The sequence below is a fragment of the Rhizobium sp. 268 genome, assembly GCF_036571585.1.
Taxonomy (GTDB): Bacteria; Pseudomonadota; Alphaproteobacteria; order Rhizobiales; family Rhizobiaceae; genus Rhizobium; species Rhizobium redzepovicii.
On sequence record NZ_JAPPSO010000001.1, the window covers coordinates 496,988 to 518,955 of the forward strand.

Sequence of the window (21,968 nt, forward strand, 5' to 3'; positions counted from 1 at the left end):
GATTACCACGATCAGAAATGACAGTGGATCACTTGATCTTGCCATTGAAGGAAAGGCAAGACCGCGCCATATTGAACACCTGTGCAATGCGACGCATTCGAGATACGACGTGACGGATTTCTGAGCCTGCCCCAGCTCGATTTCCCTTATTGAACGGCGATCAAATCCCGTTTCGGAACGTTCGCGGCTTTGGATTGTGTAAGCTTTTCGTGATACACGTATATGAATGATTCCTAACAACCACTGCGAAGGTGACCCGACAATTGACTCTTCTCGCCCGATTGGCATCCGATGTGCAACTGATGTTCCGGCGTCCGCCGCGACAGCAATATGGTGCGATCTGCTATCGGGTGAAAAAGAAGAGTGACGATGTCGAGGTGATGCTAATGACGAGCCGCGACACCGGCCGCTGGGTCATTCCCAAGGGCTGGCCGATGACGGGTAAATGCGCTCATGAGGTCGCAGCACAGGAAGCCTTTGAGGAAGCCGGCGTCCGCGGCGCGGTCGAGACGGAGACGCTCGGCGCTTACAGCTATTCGAAAGTCCTGCGCGACGGCGTACAGGTGGCCTGCAAGGTGCAGGTCTATGCGCTCGAAGTCACCGACATGGCGAAGAACTTCAAGGAAAAGGGTGAACGCCGCATCGAATGGGTCTCGTTCGACGAGGCGGCGGGGCGCGTGCGCGAGCCGGAACTGCGCGGCCTTTTCCTGGCCTTCAAGCAAAAGATAACTGAGCGGCTTTCGGCCAAAGCGGCAAAGCAGGGATCTGCGGGAAAGCAAATCCCGGCGGAATGAATCCTGCCATCTTGCGCTGCTAGGAAAGTGGCGTAGAAGCAGATTTCATTCCCCGGAATAAAGAATGCCGCCACGTCCCACAGTCCTCACGAAACGCACGCTCGACAAGGATCTCGACAAAATAACCCATGCCGAGGAGGCGGCGAAGCATGTTTTGCGGCGGCTGGTGGCGCCTGGCCTCGGGTTGATCTTTGTCGGCCTGGCCATGCTGTTTGCCGGTGTCTATGTGCTCGACCAACCGGGAGCGGTGCTCGTCGTGGCGGCGGCGGCGCTTGCCGGCTACATGGCGATGAATATCGGCGCCAATGACGTGACCAACAATGTCGGTGCGGCCGTCGGGGCGCGCGCCATGACGATGGGCCAGGCGCTGGTCATCGCCGCTATTTTCGAAGTTCTCGGCGCCACGGTCGCCGGCGGCGAGGTCGTCAAGACGATTTCCTCGAATATCGTCGATACCGTCGAGGTGCCGCAGGCGCTGCTCGGCTGGATCATGATGGCAGCGCTGATGGCGGCCGCCCTCTGGATCAATCTCGCAACCTGGATGAATGCGCCGGTTTCCACCACCCATGCGATTGTCGGCGCGGTGATCGGCGCCGGCATCGCAGCCGTCGGGACGGAACCGGTGAACTGGCGGGTGATGCTGGAAATCACCTCGAGCTGGATCACCTCGCCGCTGATCGGCGGACTGATCGCGGCCGGACTGCTTTACTTCGTCAAGACGCTGATCATCTATCGCGACGACAAGATCGCGGCGGCTCGGCGCTGGGTGCCGGTGCTGGTCGCGGTGATGGCCGGCGGCTTCATGGCCTATATGGTGTTGCAGCTGTCGCCCACCGGCAAATTTCCGTCTTTCACCATCATCCTTATCGGCATCGGCATCGGGCTGGTGAGCTGGCTTATTGCCCGGCCGCTTGTGCTCGCCCAGGCGCGCAATCTCGAAAACCGCAACAGCTCGCTGCGGATGCTGTTCCGGCTGCCGCTCATCGGCTCGGCGGCGCTGCTGTCCTTCGCACATGGCGCAAATGACGTTTCGAATGCGGTCGGGCCGCTTTCGGCCATCGTCCACTCGGTCGGCATCGGCGGCGGTGACGGCGTTGGCCATCCGCCGCTCTGGGTGATGCTGATCGGCGCCTTCGGCATCTCCGTCGGCCTGCTGCTGTTCGGGCCGCGCCTCATCCGCTTGGTCGGCGAGGAGATCACCAAGCTCAATCCGATGCGGGCCTATTGCGTCGCGCTGTCGACCGCCTTCACCGTCATCGTCGCCTCCTGGCTCGGTCTACCGGTCAGCACCACGCATATCGCCGTCGGCTCCGTCTTCGGCGTCGGCTTCTTCCGCGAATGGTACACCCGCCATTCGAAGCGTCGCATCGCCTATATCAGGCGCAGGGCCGAGAGCTTCGATATCGACGAGCCGGAGGATCCGAACATCCACGAGACGCGGCGGCGCTATCTCGTGCGCCGCTCGCATTTCATGACGATCATTGCCGCCTGGATCGTCACCGTGCCGGTTTCGGCAGCGCTTGCGGCAGTGATTTATTGGGTTATGTTCGCGCTTTTCGTCTGAAACTCACGGGTCCTAAATGCGCGCCAATTTCCGCATGCAACGGCTTTTCGTCGACGCGCCGCTTTCCGGCGGCGCCGCCCTCGAGGCGACTGCCGACCAGTTCAACTATCTCGCCAATGTGCTGAGGATGGAAGAAGGTGGGGAAGTCCTGCTCTTCAACGGCCGCGACGGCGAGTGGAAGGCCACCCTCACCTTCCCCACCCGCAAACGCATCCTGCTGACGGCGATCGAAGAGACGCGGCCGCAGCCGGCACCCTGCGACCTGCATTATCTCTTTGCGCCGCTCAAGGTCGGCCGCATGGATTATCTCGTGCAGAAGGCCGTGGAAATGGGCGCCGGCCTGCTGCAACCGGTCATGACCCAGCACGTACAGGGTAAGATCACCAATCTCGACAAGCTGCGTGCCAATGTCGTCGAGGCGGCGGAGCAATGCGGCGTTCTCGGCATTCCCGATGTCGCCGAGCCGGTGCGGCTTCTCGACCTGCTCGACCGCTGGCCGAAAGAGCGGCGCATCATCTATTGCGACGAGGGCGATGCCGGGCAAAACCCGCTGCCGGTGCTGTCGGCGATCCGGGAAAGGCACCTCGCGCTGCTCGTCGGGCCGGAAGGCGGCTTTTCCGAGGAAGAGCGGGCGCGGCTTCGAAGCCTCGATTTCGTCACCGCCATTCCGCTTGGACCGCGCATCCTGCGGGCCGATACGGCAGCCGTTGCGGCGCTCGCCGTGGTGCAGGCGGCGATCGGCGACTGGAGCTGACGAGAAAAACGGGTGGACATGGAAATCGCTGCTATTTTTTTGATGCGTCATTGAAAGAATTTCACTTGCAACATACGTGACTTGGGTCCTAATCAGCCTTCCAGCTGCCCGGCCCCCTGGGCGCCTTTTTGAATACAGGTACCCCGCATGGCCCGTGACACCACCGACCAGACACCGCTCTCTTCGGTTCAGGATCTGACCGATTATATCGCCGCCGGCAACAAGCCGCGGGAGCGCTTCCGGATCGGCACCGAACACGAGAAATTCGCCTTCTTCCGCGCCGACAACAGCCCGGTTCCTTATTCCGGCGATGCCAGCATTTCAGCCCTTTTGACCGGCCTGCAGGCGAAAAGCGGCTGGGAGCCGATCATGGACGGCGGCAACATCATCGGGCTTGCCGAGCAGAGCGGCATGGGCGCGATCTCGATCGAGCCCGGCGGCCAGTTCGAACTCTCCGGCGCACCGTTGGAAACGATCCACGAAACCTGCAGGGAATCGAACCAGCATCTGGCGACGCTGCGCGAAATCGCCGAGCCGATGGGTATTCGCTTCCTCGGCATCGGCGGCAGCCCGAAATGGACCTATGCGGAAACCCCGCACATGCCGAAATCGCGCTACGAGATCATGACCCGCTATATGCCGAAGGTCGGCAGCCAGGGTCTCGACATGATGTACCGCACCTGCACGATCCAGGTGAATCTCGATTTTTCCTCTGAAGACGACATGCGCAAGAAAATGCGCGTTTCGATGAAGCTGCAATCGCTGGCGACCGCCCTCTTTGCATCCTCGCCCTTCACCGAGGGCAAGCCGAACGGGCTGCTCTCCTGGCGCGGCGATATCTGGCGCGATACCGACAACCGGCGCTCGGGCTTGCTCGATTTCACCTTCCGCGACGATTTCGGTTTCCGCGACTATGCCGAATGGGCGCTCGATGTGCCGATGTACTTCATCGTTCGCGACGGCCGCTATCACGACTGTACCCATGTCACTTTCCGCCAGTTCATGAATGGCGCATTGAAGGGTGAGATCGCCGATCCGGCGCCGACGATGGGCGACTGGACGAACCATCTTTCGACGCTTTTCCCCGACGTGCGGCTGAAGCGTTTCCTGGAAATGCGCGGCGCCGACGGCGGCCCGTGGCGGCGCATCTGTGCCTTGCCGGCCTTCTGGGTCGGCCTGCTTTACGACGATGCCGCACTCGACGCCGCCGACCAGTTGACGAAAGATTGGAACTTTGCCGAGATCGGCGCACTGCGCGATGCCGTTCCGGCGCAAGGGCTGAAGGCTGAATTTCGCGGGCATCCGCTCTTCGACATGGCGCGCGAAGTGGTCGGCATTTCAAGGGCCGGCCTCAAGGCGCGCGGCAAGCTCAACCGGGAAGGCCAGGACGAGACGATCTTCCTGGCGCCGCTCGACGAGGTGCTCGCCAAGAAGGCGACGCTCGCCGAGGATCTGCTTTCGCTCTATCACGGCCGCTGGAACGGCTCCGTCGAACCGGTGTTCGAGGATTATCAGTACTGAGCCTGCCCGGGGTCTTCGCCAACTCGGAAAACCACCCGGCAGCTTTGCAGTACGGCTTTAAGTTCTTATGGCAAAAAGCCGTTTGCACATTTCCTTTTCCGGATATAGTGGCGTGACACGCGTCACGACTCGGGGAAAGGGACCTCCATGCTGCCACTCTTCGACATGATGATGCAGGCGCAGAACGGCGCGGCGATGGAAGCGATCGCCCGCCAGTTCAACCTCGCCCAGGAACAGGCAACCAAGGCGATGGCGGCGCTGATGCCGGCCTTTTCTGCCGGCCTGAAGCGCAGCACCAGCAACCCTTATGACTTCGTCGGGCTGATGCAGGCCGTCTCCTCCGGCAATTATGCGCGCTATTTCGAGGATATGAACCGGGCCTTCACGCCGGAGGGCATTTCCGACGGCAACAATATCCTTGCCCAGCTTTTCGGCTCGAAAGAGGTTTCGCGGGCGGTCGCCGCCCAGGCCGCACAGATGACCGGCATCGGCCAGAATATCTACAAGCGGATGCTGCCGGTGCTGGCCGATACGCTGATGGGCGGGCTCTTCAAGCAGACGACCGGCCAGATGGCTTCGCCGATCAACCCCTTCGTCAATACGGCGATGGGCGAGACCATCCAGCAATGGCTTGAGAGTACCGGCTTCGCGCCGAAACCGAAGGCCGCGCAGCCGAGCATCTTCGACAATCCCTTCACACAGGCGATGCAGCAGATGTTTTCGGTGCCCAAGGCCGAACCGGCACCTCAGCCGAACCCCTTCCTCGACAACCCTTTCGCCAAGGCCTTCCAGGAGATGATGGCCGGGCTTGGGCAGCCGGCGGCGGCCAAGCAACCGGCTGCCAAGACGCAAGAGGCGCCGAAGGAAGAGGCGAAGGTCACTGCCGACAGCTATACCGAGATCCTGAACGCCATGTTCGACAGCGGGCTGGAAGTGCAGAAGACCTACCAGAGAAACCTGGAAGCGATCTTCGAAACCTACCGACCGAAGCCGCCTGAAACCAAGGCATAAAAAAACCCGGAGATGGCTTGGGAAAAGCCGGTCTCCGGGTCAAGCGGCAGGGCTATTGGCTATCACCCTGCGGGGAAACTCGACGCTCCTATTCGTTGTAGGAGCGGAAGAGCTGCAGGCGCCAGCGATTGCGCGCCGAGCGCGTCAGATGTTCCGATGGGTCCTCGAAAAAGGTCGAGGCCAGAAACGCAGAGGTCAGGTCAGCCCTGCTCAGGCCGATATCCCTCAGCTGACTGTCATTCAGATCGTGCAGCGTGTTGATCTCCATGCGATTGCGGAACCCGCGAAAGAGGGAGACCAGCGGAGCGAGGCCTGCGACCAGACGCTGGAAAAGCGTCGGGGCGAGCTTGCCGCAGTCGAGTTCTGTTGTCCGGTTTGTCATAAGCATCGAACTCTCCTTTCTCGAGGGCACGCAACAACCCACCCCTCCCGCGAGGTCGTGCGGGAAGGGATAAGGCTGAATTCTGCTTGGACAGGCAGGGCGTCTGTCCTTCACTTTGCTTGATTTGCATCCCGAAGATGCCAAAGACCTATTGATCAGTCCAACGAATGTTTCTAATGATTATCATCAGCTATCTTTATGGGTGACACAATGTCCGCGCCTCTTGATCTCGACCAGTTGCAGACTTTCATCGCCATCGTCGATTCCGGCAGCTTCACCAAGGCCGCCGACAGGGTCTACAAGACCCAATCGGCCGTTTCCATGCAGATGCGCCGTCTCGAAGAGCGCATCGGCAAGCAGTTGTTCATCAAGGACGGACGCGGCAACCGGCTGACGGTCGAGGGTGAAAAACTGCTCAACTATGCCCGGCGCATCATCCGTCTCAACAATGAGGCGATCGCCGCCTTCGACGACAACAGGCTGGAGGGGACGCTGCGCATTGGCACGCCTGACGATTATGCCGACCGCTACATGCCCGAAATCATCGGCCGCTTCGCCAAGACGCATCCGAATGTCGAGCTCTACATCGTCTGCGAGCCCTCGGTGGATCTGGCCGAGCGCATGCACAAGGGCGAACTCGATATCGCGCTCGTCACCCACAATCCGCGCGAGCGCATGTCCGATGTGGTAAGAACCGAGCCGCTCTGCTGGGTGGGTTCGGCCAACCATCCGATCCGCGACGACGCGCCGGTGCCGCTTGCCGTCGGCCGGCGCGATTGCCAATGGCGCCAGCTCGCCTGCTCGGCGCTCGATGCGGTGGGGCGCGAACACCAGATCCTGTTCACCAGCTGGTCCTGCACCGTCGTTGCCGCCGCCGTGCTTGCCGGCATGGCGGTCTCGGTGATGCCGGAATCGGCGCTGCGAACCGGCATGAAGGTGCTGAGCCAGGCGGACGGCTTTCCGGCGCTGCCGCCGGTGCAGATCGGCATCATGAAGCGCCCGGGCGTTTCGCTCTCGCTGATGAATGCGATCACCGCGCATATCACCGCCTGCCTCGACAACATCACGCCGGCCGTCGTCGACGATACGCTGGAGGCCGATGTCAAATCCGCCCAGGCACGCCTTTATCCGCGGCTGAAGGCGGCCAATATGGTGCCTAGCTGGTAAGAGGTAGAAGCTGAGTACCGTCAGGCGGCGCGCTTCGCGGTCGCGGCGAAAAGGGAAGCGCGGATGACGCGTTTCCACTCATCGAGCATGCGGCGCGCCAGGGCCTTGTCGCTGACGGCAGCAAGCCGGATGACGGCGCCGATCAGGTGGCTGAACAGGTAAGTGCGCGCGTACATCTCTTCGTCGCAAAGGTCGGGCGCCAGCCGGCGCACGGCCTCCTGAAAGATGCCGGCGACGCGGCCGCTATGCTCGATGTTCAACTGCAGCAGATCCTGGTCGGTCTCCGTTCCCATCCAGACGCCGAGATAGACGGGATCATCATGGTAGGACTCGTAATACCAGTCGATGATGTCGCAGATGAGGTCGAGCGCCTGGTCGAGCGTCTGAACGTCGGCGAACATCGTCGCCGTCTTCGCCTGGATTGCCGCGGCGTGCTGGTCGAACAGAGCTTTGACGATCGCCGCCTTTTCGGGAAAATACTGGTAGACCGAGCCGATCGGCACTTTGGCGGCAACGGCAAGTTCCGTCATCCGCATGGCGCTGACGCCCTTTTCGGCAATGATCTTGGCGGCGGCGGCGAGAATGACGTCCAGCCTCTGGATACTGCGCTCCTGCTTCGGCTTCCTGCGCAAGCCGATCCGATCCATGCTTTCTACGCCCATGTCGTTCCCGTTCTTATTGTTCGCGCGGGGTAAGCATCATGCCAAATCAGCGCGTCGGGCGGGTATGACATTGCAGGTCTTCATCAGTCGTAAATGAAAACACTCGCATTTTAACGACCGGCAAAGCCATGTGAAATCAGGCCTCTAGATCATATCATGCTAATTGATCAGCGGTGGAAAGACCTGAAATAGTTGTAGGATTCTTTGACCGAAGAGATATCCATGCCACTGCCCGAGACGAGCGACAATTGCTGTCCACCCGGGCGCCTGACGAGGCTTCGCGCCGGTCCTCAGCCCATCACGATCCATGCGGCGAGCCAGACCCACATCGCTCCCAACGCCAGGTATCCAGCGGCGAAAAGCGGGCTGCGGTAGCGCAGATCGTTGCTGGTGACATGGACGGCGGCATGGGCGTACCGCAGGGCGACGAAGAGCCAGGCGAGGCCGACGGCGACGACATTATCGGACTCGGTGACATAGAGAAGAATACAGCAGGCATAGAACAGCACGGGCAGTTCGAACTGATTGGCGAGGCAGTTTTTGACGACGAGGCTTTCAGCCGGCTCGCCGCGATTTTCGCGGTAATCCGATTTCGCGACGTTGCCGGCGCGGACCATTTTTGCGCGCCGCTGCCCAAGAAGGGCATAAAGACCGTAGACCAGCGCCACATGGGCAAGGAGTGGCCAAAAGATTTGATAGCCGGTCATTTCGGCACTTCCTTTTCCGCTTTCGCATGTCGCGAGGAGCATTAGCGGAAAGGTTAAGCGGATGCCAGGGGCGGCTCGCCGCTGGCATCCTCAAAGGCGATATTGTCTTTACACCTGGGCGCTGCCGCCATCGACGAAGAGTTCGGCCCCGGTAACGAAGCTGGAATCATCCGAGGCGAGGAAGAGTGCGGCAGCGGCAACTTCCTCGGCACGGCCAACCCTGCCCATTGGCACCTGAGCCGCCAGGGCATCGAGCAAGCCCTGCTGTTGGGCTGGATCCTTACCCGCCAATTCGACCAGTCCGGTCGTTTCCGTCGGGCCAGGACTGAGCGTGTTGATCCGAATGCCGCGATCCTTCAAGTCGAGGATCCAATTGCGCGCAAAGCTGCGCAAGGCGGCTTTCGATGCGGCGTAAACGCTGAAGGCGGGTGTGCCGGTCGAGCCTGCCGTTGATCCCGTCAAGATGATCGACGATCCTCGCGAGAGCAGCGGCAAGGCCTTCTGTACCGTGAAGAGAACCCCCTTCACGTTTCGATCGAATGTGTCGTCATACTGCTCTTCCGTGATTTCGCCGAGGGGCAACATGGAGCCGCCACCTGCGTTGACGAAGAGCACGTCAACTCTCCCGGCCTCGGCCTTCACCTTCTCATAGACGCGATCGAGGTCGGCGAGATTGGCTGAATCAGCCTGAATACCCACAACTCCGCCGCCGATCTCAGCGATTGCTGCATCGAGAACATCCTTGCGACGGCCCGTGATGAAAACCCGTGCGCCCTCGGCCACGAAGCGCTTGGCTGCGGCAAGGCCAATGCCGGAAGTGGCACCGGTGATAACCGCAATCTTCGCATTCAATCGTTGTGTCATTGTCGTCTCCTTTGGTTCGACTGAAGCTGAGATATGGACGGGGGTATCGTTTCGGAATAGAAAGAATTGAAAGCCATTGTTTCAGGAATGAAATGAACAAATTTCCCGATTTCGAGGGACTGGCAATGTTCGCAAAGGTCGCCGAGGAGCGTTCTTTCGTTCGGGCTGCGCAGACGCTCGGCGTGTCGGTGCCGACGGTTTCGCGGGCCGTAAGCCGTCTTGAGCAGAGGTTGGGCGCAAGGCTCTTCAACCGCACCTCTCGACAACTCGCTTTGACCGATTTCGGCCTGCGACTGGTCGAAAGCGCCGCACGGATCTATGCCGAGGCCGAGATGGCAGAGGACACCGCCCGGGAGCTTGCCACCCGACCGAAGGGGCTCATCAGGCTTGCCGCGCCGATGGACTTCGGGACACGCTGGCTGGCCCCAATCCTGCCTGACTTTTTCGAGCTCTTTCCGGAGATTTCGATCGACCTGCACATGAGCGATGCCGTCGTCGATATCGTGGGAGACGGCTTCGATGCGGCACTCCGAATCGCGGTACTACCGGATTCGTCATTGGTCGCGCGCAGGCTGGCGCCGGTGGATCGCTTCATTCTCGCAGCACCCGCATACCTTAAACAGTACGGCGTGCCGGAACATCCCCGCGAGCTAACGGCTCACCATTGCCTCGGGTACGCCTACAGGGCGCGACAGGATGTCTGGCGCCTGCGCAATAGCGAAGGCAAGGAGGAGGTCATTTCACCAAGCGGCTCTCTCAGGGCCACCAACTCGCAAGCATTGGTTCCGATGGCGCTACGGGGCCTCGGGATCATCGAACTCCCCGAATTTCTCGCGCATGACTATCTCGTCGACGGCCAATTGACGCCAATCCTTCCCGACTGGACGCTGCCGACCGGCGCACTGTATTTCGTCACACCTTCGGCTCGGAGCCGGCCAGCGAAGGTCGAGGTCCTTGCCGATTTCATGATGGCGAGACTGTCAAATCCGGTTTGGCGGAGGAGGAACTGACGCCGCTTCAATCCCGGCCTGGCGACAGCCAACGGGCGATGGCAAGCCTGACAAGGACGATGCACGAGATGGCGAGGCTGGCGAATTTCAGCCTTGTCATCCATGGCAGCAGCTGCGCGGCAAGGCCTGCGGAAGGACTGTCGCCGAAGGCGATAAGGCTCGAGATGTTCTCGCCGTAGTCGGCGATGCCGTAGACGAAGGGCAGCAGATAAATCGCCTGGCCGACGAGCGGATGCGATCGTCCGAACCACGCGCCGAGAGGGCCAAGCTTGAGCAAGGCGAGAAATAGCAGCGCCGTCAGCAAGGCAGGAAAGATCAGTTCCGGCCCGAAATACATGGCGCTGAGCAGCTTCGCCGCAGTCTCGTTCTGATCGAGCAGCGTCTGCATGTGGAAGACGGCCGCTTCGTCGTAACCGGCGAAATATGTATCGAGCACCGCCTGCCCGGTTTCATGCTTGAAGGGAACGACGAAGCCGAAGGTCGTCCAGGCGAGCACGGCAAGGCAGAGGCCTGCGAGCAGCGCGATGATCCAAAGGGGAATCCCGCTGCCCGCCTTCATGATCAGAGACCGGCGCCCGGATAGTTCGGGCTTTCGCGGGTGATCGTCACATCATGGGCGTGGCTTTCGCGAAGGCCGGCGCCGGAGATGCGCACGAAGGTCGCGCGCTCCTGGAAATCCTTCAGGTCCTTGCCGCCGACATAACCCATGGCCGCCTTGAGGCCGCCGGCGAGCTGGTGGACGACGGCCGAGACCGGTCCCTTGTAGGGAACCTGACCCTCAATACCCTCCGGCACGAGTTTCAGCGTGTCGCGCACCTCAGCCTGGAAATAACGGTCGGCCGAGCCGCGGGCCATGGCGCCGACGGAGCCCATGCCGCGATAGGCCTTGAAGGAACGGCCCTGGTAGAGATAGACCTCGCCCGGGCTCTCATCGGTGCCGGCCAGCAGCGAGCCGATCATGACGGCGGAAGCGCCGGCGGCGATCGCCTTGGCAAGATCGCCGGAAAATTTGATGCCGCCATCGGCGATGACGGGCACGTCCTGAGCCTGTGCTGCCTGAACCGCCGACATGATGGCGGCAAGCTGGGGAACGCCGACGCCGGCGACGATGCGCGTCGTGCAGATCGAGCCCGGGCCGATGCCGACCTTGACGGCATCCGCACCCGCATCGATCAGCGCTCTGGTGCCGTCATAGGTGGCGACGTTGCCGGCCATGATGCGCACCGAGTTGGACAGCTTCTTGACGCGGGTGACGGCATCGAGGACGCGCTGCGAGTGGCCATGGGCGGTATCGACGACCAAGAGGTCGACGCCGGCCTCGATCAGCCGTTCGGCGCGCTCGAAGCCGTCATCGCCGACGCTGATGGCGGCGGCGGCGCGAAGCCTGCCCTGCGCATCCTTGGAGGCGTTCGGGTTCAGCTGCGACTTCTCGATATCCTTGACGGTGATCAGGCCGACGCAGCGGCCTTCGGTATCGACGACCAGCAGCTTCTCGATCCGGTGCGAATGCAGCAGGCGCTTGGCCTCCTGCTGATCGACGCTCTCCTTGACGGTGACCAGATTGTCCTTGGTCATCAGCTCGTGGATCTTCTGCTCCGGATCGGAGGCGAAGCGCACATCGCGGTTGGTCAGGATGCCGACGAGGCGGCCCGACTTCTCGACGACCGGGATACCGGAAATGCCGTGTGATTTCATCAGACCGAGTGCTTCGGCAAGCTTTGCCTCCGGACCGATGGTGACCGGATTGACGACCATGCCGCTTTCGAACTTCTTCACCTGGCGGACCTCTTCGGCCTGCTCGACCGGCGTCAGGTTGCGGTGGATGACACCGAGGCCGCCGGCCTGGGCCATGGCGATCGCGAGACGGCTTTCGGTGACGGTATCCATGGCTGAAGAAAGGATCGGGATGTTGAGTTCAAAATCCCGGGCGATGCGGGTCGCGATATTCGTCTGGCCGGGCATGACCTCGGAGTGGCCGGGCTGCAGCAGCACGTCGTCGAAGGTAAGCGCGTCCGCGCCGGTTGCCGTTTCAATGATGCGTGCCATGGCCAAATTCCTTCATTTAAGAAAATGCAACCTGGCCCGGAAACGAATCGTCCGCCCCGGCGGTGTGCATGGGATTGCTTGGAAGTTGGCGAGGGCTGGTAACACGTCTATGACAGGAAGGAAATAGCAAAAAGCCCGGCGTGTCCGCCGGGCTCGTCATGGGTGCCATGCACAGAGAGCAATTCCGGGAAACCCCGAACGGCTCTCGATCAGATGTCGAACTGATAGGTCTTCGGCACGAAGCGATAGCCGCCATCCTGCTTCTCGGCAAAACCGACCGCCGGGAACGGCATGTGATAGCCGAGGAAGGCGATCTTCTCGCTCGCGATCATGTCGAAGACCTTGCGGCGGGTGGCCGCTGCCTGCGCCTTGTCCATGTCGAAGCGCACTTCCCAATCCGGTCGCAGCAGCGACAGGATATAGTGATTGGCGGTATCGCCGGTGAGAACGAGGCGCTTGCCCTCGGATTCGACGTGGAAGACCATATGCCCCGGCGAGTGGCCGGCCGCCAGCATTGCCGTCATGCCGGGCGCGACACTGTCACCGTCCTTGATGAAGGTGGTCCTTTCGGCAAGCGGCGCAACATTGGCAAGCACCGCCTTGTGGCCGCCTTCGGCCGGCGTTCCCTCGCGTGCCTTGTTCGACCAGAAATCATATTCGGCCTGGCCGACGACATAGCGGGCGTTTTTGAAGGCCGCCGCGCCGTTTTCCATCAGGCCGCCGATATGATCGCCGTGCAGATGGGTGAGCGCCACCAGGGTGACGTCGTCGGTCGAATAGCCTGCGGCCTTCAGCCCCTTGGTAAGCTGGCCGGCGCCCCGTGCGCGGCCGCTTTCGCCAAAGCCGGTATCGATGAGGATGACATCCGAACCGGTATCGATGAGCGCCGGCGTATAGCCGTTCACGAATTTGTCGGCCGGCAGGAAGTTTGCCGTCAGCAGCGCCTGAACTATTTCGGGGGCCTGATTGGTCCCGAAGGTTTCATAAGGCTTTTCGGAGACATTGATGCCATCACGGACGACGGTGAACTTATAGGAACCAAGCTTGAATTGATTGATCTCGGGCAAAGGCGTCAAATTCATTTTATTGCTTTCTCCAGTCGCGGCCGCTTCGGCCTTCTCTCTCAAAATGACCGGCGCCACGAGCAGGCCGAGGCCTGCCGCAAAAAGGGTGCGCCGCTTTATTCCCGACGAAATTGCCATATGTCCATCCTTCCATGACGTGCTGCATCGCCGCACGGCCCCCGATGTCGATTCCAGCCGGATTTCTTCTGCCGACGGAAAAGACATATCTCAATCTTGACACGCGACGTTGTCGGACAAGCCGTTTCACGCAGACGTGAAGCAAACGTGTCGCCGAGGCGGATTGGGGGATTGGCAGGCTCCTGATGTGGGACTAAACAGCACGGGCCTTCCCAGCTCCCATCTGCAGCCCACCAAGGCCTCCCGACTATGAACCGCATCGTGCCGCTGATCCTCGCCGTCGCTCTTTTCATGGAGCAGATGGACTCCACCGTCATAGCAACCGCGCTGCCGGCGATCGCAGCGGATCTCAATGTCGGGCCGATCACGCTGAAACTGGCGCTGACCTCCTATATGGTGGCGCTGGCGGTGTTCATCCCGGTCAGCGGCTGGATGGCCGACAGGTTCGGCGCCAAGAAGATCTTCCGCCTTGCCATCTCGGTCTTCGTCATCGGCTCGATCTTCTGCGCCATCTCGTCCAACCTCGTCGAATTCGTGTTCGCCCGCTTCCTACAGGGCATGGGCGGAGCGATGATGACGCCGGTCGGCCGTCTGGTGCTGGTGCGCACGACGAAGCGCAGTGATCTGGTCTCGGCCATGGCGCTGCTCACCATCCCGGCGCTGGTCGGCCCGCTCACCGGTCCGCCGCTCGGCGGCTTTATCACCACCTATTTCAGCTGGCACTGGATCTTCCTGATCAACGTGCCGGTCGGCATCATCGGCATCTGGCTGGCGACGATCTTCCTGCCGGAGGTCGAGGCGACGGCGCCGCCGAAGCTTGATTTCACCGGTTTCATGCTCACCTCGCTTTCGGCCGCGGGCGTCGTCTTCGGCCTGTCGGTGGTGAGCCTGCCGGCCCTGCCGCCGATCATCGGCGTCACCGCCACCGCGATCGGCCTCATCTGCGGCTTCCTCTATATTAGCCATGCCAGACGCCACCCGGCGCCGATTCTCAACCTCGACCTGTTCAAGAACCCGACCTTCCGGGCCTCGACCCTCGGCGGCACGCTCTTTCGCATCTGCGTCGGCGCCATGCCCTTCCTGACGCCGCTGATGCTGCAGCTGGGCTTCGGGCTGACGCCATTCCAATCCGGCCTGATCACCTTTGCCGGCGCTATCGGGGCGATCACCACCAAGTTCATGGCAAAGCGCGTCTTCGCCGCTGCCGGCTTCCGCACGACGCTGCTTTGCGCCGCGATGGTGACGACCCTCGTGACCATCGTCACCGGCCTGTTCACGCCGGCAACGCCGCATCTGGTCATCATCGGCGTGCTGCTCATCGGCGGCTTCTCGCGCTCCTTCATGTTCACCGGCGTGAATGCGCTTGCCTTCGCCGATATCGACGATGCCGAAGCCAGCCAGGCGACATCGATGAGTTCGGTGATGCAGCAGGTCAGCCTGGCACTCGGTGTCGCGGTTGCCGCCGCGATCCTGGAAAGCTCGATCTATATCAGGGGAGAAGCGTTGCAGGTCGCCGATTTCCACCTTGCCTTCTATATCATCGCCGGATTGACCGTCATCGCCACCATTCCCTTCGTCAGAATGGACCGCAATGCCGGCGCACTGGTTTCCGGCCACCGCTCCAAGGTGGTGACAGTATCGACTGTTGAAGCCGAGCAGCCGGTCAAATAGGTTCAAGGTGCTACAACGTCCCTTGCGCCTCAAAAGGACACGCGGCGCTGTCGTATTATTCCGGATTTTCGCAAACGGCAGAGAGCTTGTTGCCGTCGAGATCGCGCACATAAGCGGCATAGAAATGGGCGTGGTAGGGGCGAAGGCCCGGCCCGCCTTCATCGACGCCGCCTGCCGCAATCGCAGCCGCATGGAAAGCATCGACGGACGCCCGGGTTTCCGCCGCGAGCGCGACCATGGCGCCGTTGCCTGATGTCGCCCGGCGGCGATTGAAGGGCGTCACCACCCAGAAGCGGCAGCGCGTATCGCTGTCGGCGGAATAGCCGATTTCCTCTTCCGAATAGTGCTGGCGGCGATAGCCGAGCAGCGGCAGCACGGCATCATAAAACTGTCCTGCGCGATAAAGGTCGTTGGTTCCGAGCGTGATGTACAGAAGCATGGGATCAGCAGTTCAACTCTTGAGACCGTCATCATCGGTCCGGACCGGCTGAAGATCAAGCTTTCTCAGCGTCGCCTTCGACCTTGCGCCCCTTGAAGCCCTTGGCCAGCAAAAACATCTCGACCGATTCGGCGCGTGAGGCATTCGGCTTGACATGAACGACCTGGCGGAAGTTCTTCTTCAGCATAGCGAGCAGCTCACGCTCGGTACCGCCCTGGAAGGTCTTGGTGAGGAAATGTCCGCCCTCCCCCAATACCTCGACGGCAAATTGCGCCGCGACTTCGCAGAGATGCATGGTGCGCAAATGGTCGGTGCGGTGGTGGCCGGTGGTCGGTGCTGCCATGTCGGAGATGACGAGATCGGGCGTGCCGCCGACGGCTTCCAGCAGCTTTTCCGGCGCAGTGGGATCGAGGAAATCGAGCTGCAGGATCTTGACGCCGGGCAGCTGTGCCATTTCGAGAAAATCGATCGCGGCCACACGGATATCCTCGTCCGTCGAGCCGGTGACCTTGGCGGCGATCTGCGACCAGCTGCCGGGTGCCGCACCCAGATCGATGATGCGCTTGGCGCCGCGCAGGATATGGTGCTTCTCGTCGATCTCCAAGAGCTTGAAGGCGGCGCGGGCGCGATAGCCCTCCAGCTGGGCGCGCTGCACATAGGGATCGTTGATGTGGCGCTGCAGCCATTGGCGGGAGGATGCCTTCATCTTCTTGTTCTTGACGCGCTGGCCGAGCTTGCGGCCGGTGCGGTTTCCCGCGATCGGTGCCTTGGTCATGCGTTCTCCTTATCTAGCACGCTGGCCGCGGCGGTTGCGGTTGCGTCGCCACACGCCGTCATCGGCCATCATGTCGGTGAGCAGGCCTTCCCTCAAGCCGCGATCGGCGACCCGCATGCGCGGGCTCGGCCAGCGGCGGCGGATCGCCTCGAGGATGGCGCAGCCGGCGAGTACCAGATCGGCCCGATCCGGCCCGATGCAGGGATTGGCGGCACGGCTTTCGAAATTCCAGGAGAGCAGCTTTGCCTGCATAGCGGAGACCTCGTCGTCGGACAGCCAAATGCCGTCGACCTTGCGCCGGTCATAACGCGGCAGGTCGAGATGGACGCCGGCAAGCGTCGTCACCGTGCCCGATGTGCCGATCAGATGGAAATCGCCGGTCTGGGCGACCTCGATCTCCGGGCAATCGAAGCCTTCGAGCATGCCGCCAACTTCGCGCACCATGCCTTCGAAAGCTTCCGGCGTGACGTCGCGCCCGCCATGACGCTCCGACAGCGTCACGACGCCGACCGGCAGCGATGTCCAGTGGGTGATGTGATTGGCCAGCCGGCTGTAGCGATTGTCGCCGATGCGAATGACGGCGATCTCCGACGAGCCGCCGCCAATATCGAAGAGCACGACGGAGCGGGTTTCACGCCCGACCAGCGAGGAGCAGCCGGAGACGGCGAGCCGCGCTTCGGTCTCTCGATCGATGATCTCGAGCGCCAGGCCGGTTTCGGCAACGACCCGGGCGAGGAATTCCTCACCATTGACCGCCTGGCGGCAGGCTTCGGTGGCGATCAACCGCATGCGGCGGATCTCCCGGTTTCTGAGCTTGGAGGCGCAGATCCTCAGCGCTTCGATCGCCCTTTCCATCGCCTCGTCGGACAGACGGCCGCTGGCCGCCAGGCCTTCGCCAAGGCGCACGATGCGGGAGAAGGCGTCGACCACCCGGAATTGCCCCGGGCGGGTCGGCTGGGCGATCAGGAGACGGCAATTGTTGGTGCCGAGATCGAGAGCGGCGTAGAGTTCGTCCGGCCACGCATGTTCGCCGGCCTGGCGATCCCCTGGATAACCGGAATTGATATGACCATCCTGGCGCCCCCTGCCGCCGGCATTTGCGCTGTTCTGCGCCTCGCGCGACTCGGCGCGCTGCACGGTCTCTTCGGCGCGGCTCTCCTGCTGCGGCGGGGAAGGTTTTGCCGCCGTCAGCGGCCGGCCCTGAAGACCGCGCTTGCCGCGATGTTTGCGGCGGTTACGCCGGCTCGGCGTCTGCTCGCCTTCGGCCCGGGCAGCATTGCTTGCCGCTCTCGCCTGTTCCATCGCTTGGGGATGAGATGAACCGTCCTGCGCAGCGCCTTGGCCGCCACGGCGGCGACGCTTTCGCTTGCGGGCCGGACTTCCGGCCGCATCTTCCATCGGGCGCGCAGACTGCCCGGCATTGCCGGAAAGCTCATGCGAAGCGGGATGAGCCGCGCTGCGGGATTGCCCGCCACGCTTGCCCTTGCGGCGCCTGGACTTCTTGCCGTCCTTGCGCCCTGCCGCCGACGCCCCGTCAAATTGCGGCTTTGCGCCGCCTTCGGGGTCTTCCACGTTGTTTTTCCACCGCGCCGCGCAACTCCCTGAGGTATGCAGCAGGCGCTCGTTCGATTTTTGCGTTGCGGCAAGAATATCAGCGCCCGCCAAAATCACCAAATTCTTTTTTGTGAGCGGGATTTGGGGATCCTTTCACCGCTTCGCGGCAGCACCGAATTTTTTCAAAACGGGTATTTGCAATCCGCCCGCTTTTGGTTATAAGCGCCGCACAGCAGCCAAGCCATGCTTCGGCGGCGACTGCTGGGGAATAGTTCAATGGTAGAACGACGGACTCTGACTCCGTTAATCTTGGTTCGAGTCCAGGTTCCCCAGCCAAACAATTTCACTGATCAAACATTTGTTGAATCCAGGCGGCGACGATTTCCCGAGCGGGTTGCCGTGTTCGAACGGCTCGGGAAATTGACAGGAAAGGTGCTTCCGTCAACGGGCTGATCACCCAGACGGCATAGCGGCGATCTTATCACTGGCATGTTGCCCAGGCACCAGCCCTGCGACACCGTCTGTGTCGCAAAGATCGTCGCGGGGATAAATGCTGGTTTGCCTGATATCAGACCGCTGGGTCGGACGTATTCTCGAACTCCAGGAACCAAGCATAAGTGGCTCGGATGCCATCCTCAAGCGAGATGCGCGGCTTCCAACCCATGTCCTGCAGCTTCTGATTGCTCATCAGCTTTCGCGGCGTACCATCGGGCTTGGAAAGATCATGAATGATCTCACCCTCATAACCGACAACGCGGCAGACCAACCGCGTCAATTCGATAATTTCGAGATCCGTCCCCGAGCCGACGTTGACGTGCTGCGAGCCCGAATATGTCTTGAGAAGAAACACCAGCGCGTCGGCGCAGTCATCGACGTGCAGAAATTCGCGGCGCGGGGTTCCGGTGCCCCACACCACCATATGCGGGTCTTTGCGAAGTTTCGCAGCGTGCGCCTTGCGGATAAGCGCAGGCAGCACATGGCTGGATGTCAGGTCGAAATTGTCGCCCGGGCCATAAAGATTGGTCGGCATGGCCGAAATATAATCGCGGCCGTATTGCTTACGATAGGCTTCCGCGAGCTTAATACCGGCGATCTTGGCGATCGCGTACCATTCGTTGGTCGGCTCGAGTGCACCGGTCAAGAGAGCCTCTTCGGGAATCGGCTGTGGAGCGAGCTTCGGATAAATGCAGCTTGAACCCAGGAACAGCAGCCGGTCCACTCCCCCCTGGTGGGCGGCTTCGAAGACGTTCGCTTCGATAATCAGATTGTCATAGATGAATTCTGCCGGATAACTGTCATTGGCGAGGATACCGCCAACCTTGGCAGCGGCGAGAATGATCGCGTCGGGTCGGTTTGCTTCAACAAATTTCTCGACCTCGTCCTGCCGCTTCAAATCGACCTCACGGCGCGTGGCCGTGATGACGCTGCAATCTTCGGATTGAAGCCTGCGCACAAGAGCACTGCCGACCATACCGCGATGACCAGCAACCCAAATCTTCTTGTTGGACAAGTCGTACACTTAGATCTCTTTCCGGCTGTTTTGCGCCTTCCAGTGCTTGACATCCTCGCGCACCATTTCGGCGGCGAGTTCGCGAACCGGGGTCTTGTGCTGCCAGCCCAGCTTCTGGCGCGCCTTGGTCGGGTCACCCAGCAGAAGATCGACTTCCGTCGGGCGGAAATACCGAGGATCGACTTCCACGAGGCACGCACCGGACGCGGAATCATAACCCTTTTCGTCTACGCCGGAACCCTTCCATTCCAAAGCAATACCGACGTCTGCAAACGCCCATTCGACAAACTGGCGGACACTCGTTGTCTCGCCTGTCGCCAAGACATAGTCATCCGGCTTGTCTTGCTGCAGCATGCGCCACATGCCTTCAACATACTCACGTGCATGACCCCAGTCGCGCTTGGCGTCAAGATTGCCGAGGAAGAGCTTATCCTGAAGGCCGAGATGGATGGCGGCTACGGCCATCGTGATCTTGCGCGTGACGAAGGTCTCGCCGCGACGCGGGCTTTCGTGATTGAAAAGAATGCCGTTCGACGCATGCATGCCATAGGCTTCGCGATAATTCACCACGATCCAGTAGGCATAGAGCTTGGCTGCGGCATAGGGAGAACGCGGGTAAAACGGCGTCTTCTCGCTCTGCGGCACTTCCTGCACAAGACCGTAGAGTTCCGAGGTCGATGCCTGGTAGAACCGGGTCTTTTCCTCGAGCCGCAGGATACGGATCGCCTCGAGCAGCCTCAGCGTCCCGATACCATCGGCATCCGCCGTATATTCAGGCGTTTCGAAGCTGACGCCGACATGGCTCTGGGCGGCAAGATTGTAGATTTCATCGGGCTGCGTCTGCTGCACGATCCGCAGGAGGTTGGTCGAGTCGATCATATCGCCATAGTGCAGAATGAAGCGTGGATGCGCCTCGTGCGGATCCTGGTAAATATGCTCGATACGGCCGGTATTGAAAGACGATGACCGGCGCTTGATACCATGCACCGTATAGCCCTTGCTCAGAAGCAATTCGGCCAGATAGGCACCATCCTGACCAGTCACCCCAGTAATCAGCGCGGTTTTTGTCATTTTTTCACATCGTCTTTCGATACAATCTTCGGGACGTGTTTATGGAAACGGCCGAACTAGCGCAACCCCCATGTGACCGCGGCCTGGCCAGCGAAATAAGCATGCTCGATCTCTTCGGTTGACGTGAGATCGGCACGATGAGACTAGAACACTCCATACTGTCAGAACTCCAAGGGAGAAAATATGATCCTCGTGACGGGGGGAGCTGGTTTCATCGGTGCGAATTTCGTGCTCGATTGGCTTGCGCTTCATGATGAACCGATCGTCAATCTCGATGTGCTGACCTATGCCGGCAATCTGGAGAATCTGGCCTCCGTCTGGAACGACCCGCGCCATCTCTTTGTCAAAGGCAGCATCGCGGATTACGATCTCGTTGCGGGACTGCTCCGGTCCCATAGCCCCCGTGCGGTCCTGAATTTCGCCGCCGAAAGCCACGTCGACCGATCGATCCACGGGCCCGAAGAATTTATCCAGACGAATATCGTCGGCACGTTTCGCCTGTTGGAGGCCATCCGCGGATTTCTTGCCTTGCAGGATGAAACCTTCCTGGAAAGCTTTCGTTTTCTCCATGTGTCGACGGACGAGGTCTACGGTTCGCTCGCACCCCTGGAAGCCGCCTTTAGTGAAGATCGCAAGTACGAACCAAACAGCCCTTATTCCGCGAGCAAGGCGGCCAGCGATCATCTGGTTCGCGCCTATCATCACACCTACGGCTTACCGGTGCTGACGACGAACTGTTCGAACAACTACGGCCCCTATCATTTTCCCGAGAAGCTTATTCCCCTGGTCATCCACAATGCCCTCTCGGGCAAACAGATTCCGATCTACGGGGACGGAATGCAGGTACGCGACTGGCTTTTCGTCAAGGATCATTGCAGCGCGATCCGACGCGTTCTGGAGGCTGGAAAAGCCGGGGAAACCTACAATGTCGGCGGCAGGAACGAACTGACGAACCTGTCGGTGGTCAATACGCTCTGCGGGATCCTTGATGAATTGAGGCCACGGGCCGACCGGGCAAGCTATACGTCGCAGATGACTTTCGTGCGCGACCGCCCCGGCCATGATCGCCGGTACGCCATCGATGCGGCCAAAATCGAGCGGGAACTGAACTGGCGCCCAAGTGAGACATTCGATACGGGCATCCGCAAGACCGTCGAATGGTATCTTGCCAATGAAGTCTGGATAGAAAACGTCACGAGCGGCAACTACCGCCAATGGCTCGACCGTCAATACCAATAGGTTGGAGGACGCCAGATTTCTCGCG

21 protein-coding genes and 1 tRNA gene are annotated in these 21,968 nt (G+C 60.9%); 10 read left to right on the top strand and 12 right to left on the bottom strand.

The features are described from left to right. Positions 1–263 precede the first annotated feature (263 nt). The 5 genes from OS035_RS02600 (at position 264) to OS035_RS02620 (ending at position 5,644) form a co-directional block, all read left to right on the top strand. Positions 264–794 carry an NUDIX hydrolase gene (locus tag OS035_RS02600; protein WP_310804012.1) on the top strand — a complete coding sequence of 177 codons (531 nt, stop codon included), beginning with the start codon at positions 264–266 and terminating at the stop codon, positions 792–794. A gap of 64 nt (positions 795–858) precedes the next feature. After that, positions 859–2,358: an inorganic phosphate transporter gene (locus OS035_RS02605; RefSeq protein WP_310804013.1), complete on the top strand. Its 1,500-nt coding sequence runs from the start codon at positions 859–861 to the stop codon at positions 2,356–2,358. A gap of 16 nt (positions 2,359–2,374) precedes the next feature. Next, on the top strand, positions 2,375–3,112 hold the full coding sequence (locus OS035_RS02610; protein WP_331813339.1) for a 16S rRNA (uracil(1498)-N(3))-methyltransferase: 738 nt from the start codon (positions 2,375–2,377) through the stop codon (positions 3,110–3,112). A gap of 147 nt (positions 3,113–3,259) precedes the next feature. Further along, entirely contained in the window at positions 3,260–4,633 is a 1,374-nt protein-coding gene (locus OS035_RS02615; RefSeq protein WP_331813340.1) for a glutamate--cysteine ligase, read from the top strand. Positions 4,634–4,780: 147 nt separating this feature from the next. Next, positions 4,781–5,644, top strand: coding sequence for a DUF937 domain-containing protein (locus OS035_RS02620; protein ID WP_331813341.1), 864 nt, complete (start codon positions 4,781–4,783; stop codon positions 5,642–5,644). Between the two features lie 88 nt (positions 5,645–5,732). Here the strand turns inward: OS035_RS02620 and OS035_RS02625 are convergent, their stop codons facing one another. Further along, complete coding sequence (locus OS035_RS02625; protein WP_012556688.1) at positions 5,733–6,032, bottom strand: DUF1127 domain-containing protein; 300 nt, start codon at positions 6,030–6,032, stop codon at positions 5,733–5,735. 204 nt (positions 6,033–6,236) lie between these two features. Here OS035_RS02625 and OS035_RS02630 point away from each other — a divergent pair, with 204 nt between their 5' ends. Then, the gene (locus OS035_RS02630) at positions 6,237–7,193 is read left to right on the top strand and encodes a LysR substrate-binding domain-containing protein (protein WP_003588350.1); all 957 of its coding nucleotides are present in this window, start codon (positions 6,237–6,239) and stop codon (positions 7,191–7,193) included. A gap of 20 nt (positions 7,194–7,213) precedes the next feature. Here OS035_RS02630 and OS035_RS02635 read toward each other — a convergent pair whose 3' ends face one another. The 3 genes from OS035_RS02635 to OS035_RS02645 form a co-directional block, all read right to left on the bottom strand. Then, positions 7,214–7,855: a TetR family transcriptional regulator gene (locus OS035_RS02635; RefSeq protein ID WP_331813342.1), complete on the bottom strand. Its 642-nt coding sequence runs from the start codon at positions 7,853–7,855 to the stop codon at positions 7,214–7,216. A 290-nt stretch (positions 7,856–8,145) separates the two neighbouring features. Then, positions 8,146–8,562, bottom strand: coding sequence for an MAPEG family protein (locus OS035_RS02640; RefSeq protein ID WP_097623963.1), 417 nt, complete (start codon positions 8,560–8,562; stop codon positions 8,146–8,148). Between the two features lie 108 nt (positions 8,563–8,670). Continuing rightward, the gene (locus OS035_RS02645) at positions 8,671–9,426 is read right to left on the bottom strand and encodes an SDR family oxidoreductase (RefSeq protein WP_097623962.1); all 756 of its coding nucleotides are present in this window, start codon (positions 9,424–9,426) and stop codon (positions 8,671–8,673) included. Positions 9,427–9,518: 92 nt separating this feature from the next. Here OS035_RS02645 and OS035_RS02650 point away from each other — a divergent pair, with 92 nt between their 5' ends. Next, complete coding sequence (locus OS035_RS02650; protein ID WP_097623961.1) at positions 9,519–10,436, top strand: LysR family transcriptional regulator; 918 nt, start codon at positions 9,519–9,521, stop codon at positions 10,434–10,436. 7 nt (positions 10,437–10,443) lie between these two features. Here OS035_RS02650 and OS035_RS02655 read toward each other — a convergent pair whose 3' ends face one another. The 3 genes from OS035_RS02655 to OS035_RS02665 all read right to left on the bottom strand — a co-directional run bounded on the left by OS035_RS02655 (position 10,444) and on the right by OS035_RS02665 (position 13,684). Further along, the gene (locus tag OS035_RS02655; RefSeq protein ID WP_097623960.1) at positions 10,444–10,995 is read right to left on the bottom strand and encodes a hypothetical protein; all 552 of its coding nucleotides are present in this window, start codon (positions 10,993–10,995) and stop codon (positions 10,444–10,446) included. 2 nt (positions 10,996–10,997) lie between these two features. Continuing rightward, complete coding sequence (gene guaB, locus OS035_RS02660) at positions 10,998–12,482, bottom strand: IMP dehydrogenase (protein ID WP_003588358.1); 1,485 nt, start codon at positions 12,480–12,482, stop codon at positions 10,998–11,000. 209 nt (positions 12,483–12,691) lie between these two features. Then, positions 12,692–13,684: an MBL fold metallo-hydrolase gene (locus OS035_RS02665; protein WP_331813343.1), complete on the bottom strand. Its 993-nt coding sequence runs from the start codon at positions 13,682–13,684 to the stop codon at positions 12,692–12,694. A 249-nt stretch (positions 13,685–13,933) separates the two neighbouring features. Here OS035_RS02665 and OS035_RS02670 point away from each other — a divergent pair, with 249 nt between their 5' ends. Then, positions 13,934–15,355: a DHA2 family efflux MFS transporter permease subunit gene (locus tag OS035_RS02670; protein ID WP_097623958.1), complete on the top strand. Its 1,422-nt coding sequence runs from the start codon at positions 13,934–13,936 to the stop codon at positions 15,353–15,355. 55 nt (positions 15,356–15,410) lie between these two features. Here the strand turns inward: OS035_RS02670 and OS035_RS02675 are convergent, their stop codons facing one another. Genes OS035_RS02675 through OS035_RS02685 form a run of 3 tightly spaced genes read right to left on the bottom strand, consistent with a single transcriptional unit; the run spans position 15,411 to position 18,141 of the window. Then, positions 15,411–15,794: a VOC family protein gene (locus tag OS035_RS02675; protein ID WP_097623957.1), complete on the bottom strand. Its 384-nt coding sequence runs from the start codon at positions 15,792–15,794 to the stop codon at positions 15,411–15,413. A gap of 55 nt (positions 15,795–15,849) precedes the next feature. After that, a complete protein-coding gene (locus OS035_RS02680) occupies positions 15,850–16,569 on the bottom strand; it encodes an RlmE family RNA methyltransferase (RefSeq protein WP_331813344.1) in 720 nt (239 codons plus the stop codon). 9 nt (positions 16,570–16,578) lie between these two features. Then, a complete protein-coding gene (locus OS035_RS02685) occupies positions 16,579–18,141 on the bottom strand; it encodes a Ppx/GppA phosphatase family protein (protein ID WP_331813345.1) in 1,563 nt (520 codons plus the stop codon). A gap of 244 nt (positions 18,142–18,385) precedes the next feature. Between OS035_RS02685 and OS035_RS02690 the strand changes: the two genes are divergently transcribed. Next, a tRNA-Gln gene (locus OS035_RS02690) sits at positions 18,386–18,459 on the top strand. Positions 18,460–18,691: 232 nt separating this feature from the next. Here the strand turns inward: OS035_RS02690 and fcl are convergent. Both fcl and gmd read right to left on the bottom strand, forming a co-directional pair. After that, entirely contained in the window at positions 18,692–19,642 is a 951-nt protein-coding gene (gene fcl, locus OS035_RS02695) for a GDP-L-fucose synthase (protein WP_331813346.1), read from the bottom strand. After that, entirely contained in the window at positions 19,643–20,704 is a 1,062-nt protein-coding gene (gene gmd / locus OS035_RS02700) for a GDP-mannose 4,6-dehydratase (RefSeq protein WP_331813347.1), read from the bottom strand. It lies immediately after the preceding gene. 183 nt (positions 20,705–20,887) lie between these two features. Here gmd and rfbB point away from each other — a divergent pair, with 183 nt between their 5' ends. Then, positions 20,888–21,943 (top strand): dTDP-glucose 4,6-dehydratase, encoded by a 1,056-nt coding sequence (gene rfbB, locus OS035_RS02705; RefSeq protein ID WP_331813348.1) that lies wholly within the window; start codon positions 20,888–20,890, stop codon positions 21,941–21,943. The last annotated feature ends 25 nt before the right edge of the window (positions 21,944–21,968 follow it).

Coding starts and splice junctions, on each gene's coding strand:
- OS035_RS02605 (WP_310804013.1), top strand. CDS start 859: ATGCCGCCACGTCCCACAGTCCTCACGAAACGCACGCTCGACAAGGAT.
- OS035_RS02610 (WP_331813339.1), top strand. CDS start 2,375: ATGCGCGCCAATTTCCGCATGCAACGGCTTTTCGTCGACGCGCCGCTT.
- OS035_RS02615 (WP_331813340.1), top strand. CDS start 3,260: ATGGCCCGTGACACCACCGACCAGACACCGCTCTCTTCGGTTCAGGAT.
- OS035_RS02620 (WP_331813341.1), top strand. CDS start 4,781: ATGCTGCCACTCTTCGACATGATGATGCAGGCGCAGAACGGCGCGGCG.
- OS035_RS02625 (WP_012556688.1), bottom strand. CDS start 6,032: ATGCTTATGACAAACCGGACAACAGAACTCGACTGCGGCAAGCTCGCC.
- OS035_RS02630 (WP_003588350.1), top strand. CDS start 6,237: ATGTCCGCGCCTCTTGATCTCGACCAGTTGCAGACTTTCATCGCCATC.
- OS035_RS02635 (WP_331813342.1), bottom strand. CDS start 7,855: ATGGGCGTAGAAAGCATGGATCGGATCGGCTTGCGCAGGAAGCCGAAG.
- OS035_RS02640 (WP_097623963.1), bottom strand. CDS start 8,562: ATGACCGGCTATCAAATCTTTTGGCCACTCCTTGCCCATGTGGCGCTG.
- OS035_RS02645 (WP_097623962.1), bottom strand. CDS start 9,426: ATGACACAACGATTGAATGCGAAGATTGCGGTTATCACCGGTGCCACT.
- OS035_RS02650 (WP_097623961.1), top strand. CDS start 9,519: ATGAACAAATTTCCCGATTTCGAGGGACTGGCAATGTTCGCAAAGGTC.
- OS035_RS02655 (WP_097623960.1), bottom strand. CDS start 10,995: ATGAAGGCGGGCAGCGGGATTCCCCTTTGGATCATCGCGCTGCTCGCA.
- guaB (WP_003588358.1), bottom strand. CDS start 12,482: ATGGCACGCATCATTGAAACGGCAACCGGCGCGGACGCGCTTACCTTC.
- OS035_RS02665 (WP_331813343.1), bottom strand. CDS start 13,684: ATGGCAATTTCGTCGGGAATAAAGCGGCGCACCCTTTTTGCGGCAGGC.
- OS035_RS02670 (WP_097623958.1), top strand. CDS start 13,934: ATGAACCGCATCGTGCCGCTGATCCTCGCCGTCGCTCTTTTCATGGAG.
- OS035_RS02675 (WP_097623957.1), bottom strand. CDS start 15,794: ATGCTTCTGTACATCACGCTCGGAACCAACGACCTTTATCGCGCAGGA.
- OS035_RS02680 (WP_331813344.1), bottom strand. CDS start 16,569: ATGACCAAGGCACCGATCGCGGGAAACCGCACCGGCCGCAAGCTCGGC.
- gmd (WP_331813347.1), bottom strand. CDS start 20,704: ATGACAAAAACCGCGCTGATTACTGGGGTGACTGGTCAGGATGGTGCC.
- rfbB (WP_331813348.1), top strand. CDS start 20,888: ATGATCCTCGTGACGGGGGGAGCTGGTTTCATCGGTGCGAATTTCGTG.